At 69.3% G+C, this 6,458-nt stretch carries 5 protein-coding genes; 3 read left to right on the top strand and 2 right to left on the bottom strand.

Annotation, left to right across the window (positions count from 1 at the left end):
- The first annotated feature begins 124 nt into the window (after positions 1 to 124).
- Positions 125 to 1,168: an extracellular catalytic domain type 1 short-chain-length polyhydroxyalkanoate depolymerase gene (locus tag QSK15_RS21870; RefSeq protein ID WP_285796026.1), complete on the top strand. Its 1,044-nt coding sequence runs from the start codon at positions 125 to 127 to the stop codon at positions 1,166 to 1,168.
- 50 nt (positions 1,169 to 1,218) lie between these two features.
- Here QSK15_RS21870 and QSK15_RS21875 read toward each other — a convergent pair whose 3' ends face one another.
- Positions 1,219 to 2,106 (bottom strand): LysR family transcriptional regulator, encoded by an 888-nt coding sequence (locus tag QSK15_RS21875; protein ID WP_285796027.1) that lies wholly within the window; start codon positions 2,104 to 2,106, stop codon positions 1,219 to 1,221.
- Positions 2,107 to 2,191: 85 nt separating this feature from the next.
- Between QSK15_RS21875 and QSK15_RS21880 the strand changes: the two genes are divergently transcribed.
- A complete protein-coding gene (locus tag QSK15_RS21880; RefSeq protein ID WP_285796028.1) occupies positions 2,192 to 3,505 on the top strand; it encodes an aspartate aminotransferase family protein in 1,314 nt (437 codons plus the stop codon).
- Between the two features lie 464 nt (positions 3,506 to 3,969).
- Positions 3,970 to 4,725, top strand: coding sequence for a formylglycine-generating enzyme family protein (locus tag QSK15_RS21885; protein WP_285796029.1), 756 nt, complete (start codon positions 3,970 to 3,972; stop codon positions 4,723 to 4,725).
- A 310-nt stretch (positions 4,726 to 5,035) separates the two neighbouring features.
- Here the strand turns inward: QSK15_RS21885 and QSK15_RS21890 are convergent, their stop codons facing one another.
- Positions 5,036 to 6,220, bottom strand: coding sequence for a low temperature requirement protein A (locus QSK15_RS21890; protein WP_285796030.1), 1,185 nt, complete (start codon positions 6,218 to 6,220; stop codon positions 5,036 to 5,038).
- Positions 6,221 to 6,458: the final 238 nt, after the last annotated feature.

Genomic DNA, 6,458 nt, shown 5'->3' on the forward strand with positions numbered 1-6,458 from the left:
CCTGCCGCTGGCGGTCGCCGACCAGGCCATTCACCACACCGGCGGCGACGTCTCACCTGTCCGTCGTACGCCCACCCACGCCCCATCCAGCTGACCTGGATCCCGTACCGAAAAGGAGGCCCGCGTGACCGCGCCGCCACACCCGCCGCGTCGTCCCCGACCACGATGGCTCCGGATCGTCTCCGGCATCGTCGTCACCGTCGTGGCCGCCGCCAGCCTCGGCGTCGCCGGCCTGCAACTCGGCCTGCCCTGGCAGATGGGCGACGGCGACCGCAACCACGTCTACAACGGTGCCGCCGGGTCGCAGCGTTACCAGGTCCACGTTCCGCCCCACCAGGACGGGACGGCCGGGTTGCCGGTCGTCATGGCGATCCACGGCTGCGCCATGACCGGTTACGGGTGGAACTCCATGAAATCCACGACGCAGTTCAACCGCCTGGCCGACCGGGAGGGCTTCATCGTCGTCTATCCCACACAACTGATCTCCCGCAACGTGATCGCCTGCTGGAACTCCAGCGACGCCCGCGACCAGCAGCGGCACACCGGCGAGCCGGCACTGCTCGCCGGTGTCGCCCGCCAGGTGGTCGAGGAGTACGACGCGGATCCCACGCGGGTGCACGTCGCCGGAGCCTCGTCGGGCGCCGGGACCGCCGTCATCCTCGCCGCCACCTACCCCGACGTCTTCGCCACGGTGACCTCGGTGGCCGGCGGGGAGTACGGGCTCAACCAGGTCGACCCGGACGACCCAGACTCGACGTCGCCGCTGGACACGGCACGTCAGGCCTGGGCCCAGATGGGTGAGCGGGCCCGCCGTGTGCCGATGCTGATCATTCAGGGCGAGCGGGACGAGGTCGTGCCGCCCCTGGTCGCCACCCGCCTCGCCGCCCACTGGACCGCGGTTGGCGACCTCGTGGACGACGGGCTACCCAACGGCAGCCTCGACCCGACCGAGGAGACGGTGTCCGTGCCGGCCGCCGAGGGTCGGCACGCGTACGCGCACTCGACGATCAGGGCGTCGGACGGTTCTTCGGTCGTCGAGACGTATCGCGTCCAGGACATGGGGCACGCGTGGCCGGGACCGGACGGCGACGGCCGCTACACCGATCACGCCGGTCCCGACGCCAGCGCGATCGTGTGGGAGTTCGCCAAGCGCCACCCGATGCGATGAGGCCGGCGTTCACCACGATGGACCTCGGAGCTCCGCCGACGGGCGAAAAGTCAGTCACCTGCTCGCAGAGCATTGAGCACGGCTGTCACCTCGGGGCGTGACGCGGCCGCTCGCCGGACCCCGGCGGTGATGCGCCGGGTCAGCGGCGGGTTCAGCGGTCGGGTCACCACCCGGTATCGCGGGTCCACCGCCAGCTTCGGCAGCATGGCGATCGAGCGGCCATTCTCCACGTGCTGGAGCGCCAGCATGTAGTTGTTGAACCGACAGATCACCACGGGCTCGAAGCCGGCCTCCCGGCACAGTCGGGTGGACAGCTCGGACATGTACGAGCCCGCGACGTCGAACGTCCACCGCTGCTGCGCGCACGCCTCCAGGTCGACCGATTCGGCGCTGGTCAGCGGATGCTCCGGGGGCAGCACGAGCACCACCGGGTCGGTGGCGAGTGGCACCAGGTAAATCTCCGGGGAGAGCTCGGCGCCGGCGAAGTCCGCGGTCGTGATGATCAGGTCGACGTCGCCGCGACGCAGCGCCGGCATGCTCTCGTGCGGCTCCAACTCCAGCAACACCACGTTCACGTCCGGGTGTCGGGTCGCGAGACGGGCAAGCGCCGGTTCGGCGAGGGCCTGCACGGCACTCTGGAACGCGGCCACGGTGACGGTGCCGGCCGGCTCCTCGGCGAGGCGGCGCAGCTCTGCCTCGGCCGCGTCCATGGCTGCGAGGATCTCCCGAGCCCGGCCGGCAAGCAACATTCCCGCCGCGGTGAGCCGCACCCGCCGGCCGGTGCGTTCCAGCAACGCGCTACGGGTCTCCCGCTCCAGCGTGGCCAACTGCTGCGACACCGCCGACGGGCTCAGGTTGCCGCGCTGCGCAACGGCCCGAACAGTGCCGAACGTCGCCAGGTCGGCGAGCAGGCGCAGCCGCCACGGATTCAACGTCATGAACCCGGACTGTACGGCTCTGCTTAACAGCGACAGCGAAAATGTGCGATGGACGTGCCTGTCCGGGACTGCCTAGCGTCGGTCCATGGCTGATTCGTTCTGGTCCGACGCCGATCGTCACCTGGTCCGCTACACCGGCGCGGGCAGCTTCGTACGTGAGATCATCGACCGCGCCGAGGGCAGTTTCGTCTTCACCGCCGACGGCCGCCGCCTGCTCGACTTCACCTCGGGGCAGATGAGCGCGATCCTGGGCCACTCCCACCCAGCCGTCGTCGCCACGATCCAGCGGCAGGCAGCCACTCTCGACCACCTGTTCAGTGGCATGCTGAGCCGGCCCGTGGTCGAGCTGGCCCGCCGCCTCGCCGGCTCGCTGCCCGCGCCGCTGGAGAAGGTCCTGCTGCTCACCACCGGCGCGGAGTCCAACGAGGCGGCGATCCGGATGGCGAAGCTGGTCACCGGCCGGCACGAGATCATCTCGTTCGCCCGGTCGTGGCACGGGATGACCCAGGCTGCGGCGAGCGCCACCTACAGCTGGGGGCGCAAGGGGTACGGGCCCGCGGCGCCCGGCAACTTCGCGATCCCGACGCCGAACGCGTACCGGCCCGACTTCACCCTGCCCGGCGGCGAGCTGGACTGGCGGCATCAGTTGGAGTTCGCGTTCGAGCTGTTCGACGCCCAGTCGGTGGGCAGCCTGGCGGCGTGCATCGTCGAACCGATCCTCAGTTCCGGCGGGGTGATCGACCTGCCGCCGGGATACCTCGCGGCGCTGCGCGACAAGGTGCACGAGCGGGGCGGGCTGTTGATCCTCGACGAGGCGCAGACCGGCCTGTGCCGCACCGGAGAGTGGTACGCGTTCCAGCGGGACGGCGTCGTGCCGGACATCCTGACCCTGTCCAAGACGCTCGGCGCCGGCCTGCCGCTGGCCGCCGTGGTGACCAGCCCGGAGATCGAGCACACGGCGCACGAGCGCGGTTTCCTCTTCTTCACCACGCACGTCTCGGACCCGCTGGTGGCCGCCGTCGGCAACACGGTCCTGGACGTGCTGGAGGCCGACCGGCTCGACGAACAGGCGGCGCACCTGGGCTCGTACCTGCGCAAGGGTCTTCAGGAGATCAGCCAGCGCCACCCGGTGGTCGGCGACGTGCGCGGCCGCGGTCTGCTGGTCGGGCTCGAGCTGGTCAGCGACCGGGAGTCGAAACGACCGGCCGACGCGCTGGGCGCCGCAGTGACAGGACGTTGCCTGGAGCTGGGCCTGCACATGAACGTGGTGCAACTGCCGGGCATGGGCGGCGTCTTCCGCATCGCGCCGGCGCTCACCTCCAGCCACGCGGAACTGGACCTGGGCCTGGAAATCCTCGACCATGCCCTCGCCGACGTGGCGCCGCGGTTCACACCCTGATAGAACCCCGGCAGGCTAACCGCCCGCGGGATCTGCCACGTGTCGCGCATCCTGGACATCACCGCGGGCGTCCCGCACGTCTTCCAGTCCTTCATCGGCCAGCTCGACGAAGCCGACCGCGCCGCCCTGTTCATCACGCAGCGACTACAGACCCTGTGAGCACACGGTCGTGCCGGGCGAGGGCTTCTGATCCTCAGTAGCTTGCCGCCGCGCCGCCCGGCTCAGAGCGGGGAATGACCGCCTAGCGGCGCTCCGGAACGTCCGGCGGCGCTCACCCTGTTCGGCCCGACCAACCCGGCGAAGGCTGCGGCATCGGACCCACTTCTCGCCGGGCGACGCTGCCAGGCCCAGTCAGTGATGCTGCCAACTTTCGGCCTGAAGCTTCGACAGCCAGTTGATCTGTGCGCGAGCTGCGGGATCATCGGGAGAGACCGCCGGGCGGCTTGCTGCTAGCGTTCGCCGCCATGTGGACCGAGGAATTCGTGGCCGGGCGATCGGCGTGGCGGCATGTCCCGTCGGGAGTCGTGTTCCGCGAGGTTCCCGGCGGCGCGTTCCGGATGGGGCTGTCCGAGGCGGAGCTGGACGCGGTACGGGCCATTGAGCGAAGCGGTGGGGTCGAGGACACCATCGGCCCGTTCCTCGCCAACGCCAAGGACGCACAACCGGTACGCGAGGTGCACGTCGAGTCGTTCCTGCTCGCCCGGCACCCGCTGACCGTGGCGCAGGTCAAGCACTGGCTGCCCGAGTACGACGACGACTACGCCGAGGCGGACACCGGCACAGCGCGGCTCGAAGGCGACCTGGAGGACCTGCTCGAGCTGGTGCCGTTCGACCTGCCCAGCGAGGCGCAGTGGGAGTACGCGGCCCGCGCCGGCACCACCACACTGACCTTCCACGGGGACGGGAAACCCGACGAGGACCAACTGCTCGACGATTTCGCTAACGAGACGCGGACCGCCGCCGCGGAGAACCGGTTCGGGCTGGCGGCGATGGGCTCGGCGAACGAACTCTGCGCCGACGTGTGGATCCCCGGGTTCGACGCCGCACCCTCGGACGCGCGACCACGGACCGGAGACGGGCCCCGGACCGTACGCGGCGGAGCCGCCGACCTCTACCCGTGGCAGGGCTGTGACGAATGGCTGCTACTGCTCTCCGCCACCCGATACGAACACGCCGACTTCACGGCCGTACGCCCGGCCGCACCACTGCCATCCCGCTGAGGCTGGTGGAAGTGGATCTGTCGCGAGCCGGCAAGCAGGGCCCGATGGTCGCCGGCAGCACGGTAGTCCGGTCCGAACCTGCCGGCCGGAAACGGCGCTACGCGACGAGTCAGGGCGATCGAGGCCTATCCCGATCTCGACGGGGTCCTCGTACCCGGCCTCACGAGCGACGTTCCATCGATCGTGAGGACATTGGCGCGCCGAGGTCGAGAGGACGGCGTCGCGGCGGTGGATCCGTAGCGCGACCGTGGTGACGCGCCGTCTGGCACGAGGTCGAGGTCTACTCCCTGGTCGCCTGCGGTCGGATGCGTCATTCGCGCACCACGGGGCCCTCGTCCTCGTGACCCGGGTCGCTACGCATCTGGCCCTCCGCCGCGTGGTCCCCCATCATCGGGCGGCGGTGCAGGATGATCCCTTCCAGCACACTCACTCCGGCGACCACCACGAACAGGGTCGCCAGGGCGGCCAGGGCCGGCGCTAGGTGTGCCAGTGGCAGCAGGATCAGGCAGAGCACGCTCGCGCCGATCCGTCGTCGCGCGATTTGTCGGTGGATCCGCCAGTGGGTGTAGGCGAAGGTGCCGAGGAAGAGCGCGGCGCCGCCGAAGAGTACGGTCCCCTCGCTGGCCCGAGGCGGCTCGAGGGGCTCTGTCACTGCCTCGGACAGGCCGACGGCGACCGTGATGATCGCGAAACTGAACAGCAAGTGACCGTAGATCATGACGGAGCGGCGGATGTCTGCCTGCTGAGCGCTCCAGGCCACCGCTTGCCGGAAAGCCCGGACACCGTAAATGAAGTACACCCACCAGAGTGCGCAGACCAGCGAGTAGGAGAGGCATACGGCGACCAACCGGGCGAGGGTCAACGGCTCGTTCACGGCTACCATCCCGACCTGGATCACCGACTCGCCGAGCACCAGGATGATCAGCAGTCCGTAGCGGTGTGTGTAGTGCAGCGGCCGGACCCGGACCTTGTCGAGCGTCCGTCGGGTGAGCGTGGTGCTGAACAGATCGGCGAGAATCGCGATCGACCAGAGCACTATTCGCGTCGTACCGTGCAGCAGGCCACCCGCGAGTTGAAGCGGACCAGCCACCAGACCCGACCCGTAAGGGCGGAAGACCGGGGACCGCCAGCCGCCTGGGGTGCGCAATGACAATGCCGCCAGCAGTACCCGCATCGTCAGGTAAACGCCGACGAACAGCAGGCCCCGATCACCAAAGGCGCCGGGGACCGTCAGGGCCAGCAGCAGACTGCCGAGCCCGAGGGCGAAGAGTCCAGCCCGGTCCAGCGCATTGCCGACGTCGCGTTGGTCGGTGTAGAGCGTGATGCCAACCCATGCCCAATAGATGGTTACGAACAGGAGCAGTACCCGGCCGGTGCCCGCCCAACTGTGATCCTCGTGCAGCATGTGGGAGAACTGGGTGAGCGCGAACACGAAGGCCAGGTCGAAGAAGAGTTCTTCCCAGATGACCCCTTTCTCGGGAGGCGTGGTGGGCACTCCAACAGCATATCGACGATCAATCCGGAAAGAATCTGCTTCACCGCAAGCGTCAGGCGTCAATCACGGGACTGATTCCCCTAACTCGCCTCGGATCGGCGACGCCAACTCGGTCCTGACCCGCGGGCTACCCACCGGGATCAACACTCCCGAGACCACGGTTGGGCGCCGGGTGTGATCGGGCCGTTGGCCCACTGCTGGACGACGACGACTTCCGCGCACTCCAGACGCCGGCCAT

This window comes from Micromonospora sp. NBRC 107095 (assembly GCF_030269705.1).
GTDB lineage: Bacteria > Actinomycetota > Actinomycetes > Mycobacteriales > Micromonosporaceae > Micromonospora > Micromonospora parva.

Bases quoted from the DNA above. Each gene is read 5' to 3' on its own strand.
- QSK15_RS21875 (WP_285796027.1), bottom strand. From the start codon at position 2,106: ATGACGTTGAATCCGTGGCGGCTGCGCCTGCTCGCCGACCTGGCGACG.
- QSK15_RS21880 (WP_285796028.1), top strand. From the start codon at position 2,192: ATGGCTGATTCGTTCTGGTCCGACGCCGATCGTCACCTGGTCCGCTAC.
- QSK15_RS21885 (WP_285796029.1), top strand. From the start codon at position 3,970: ATGTGGACCGAGGAATTCGTGGCCGGGCGATCGGCGTGGCGGCATGTC.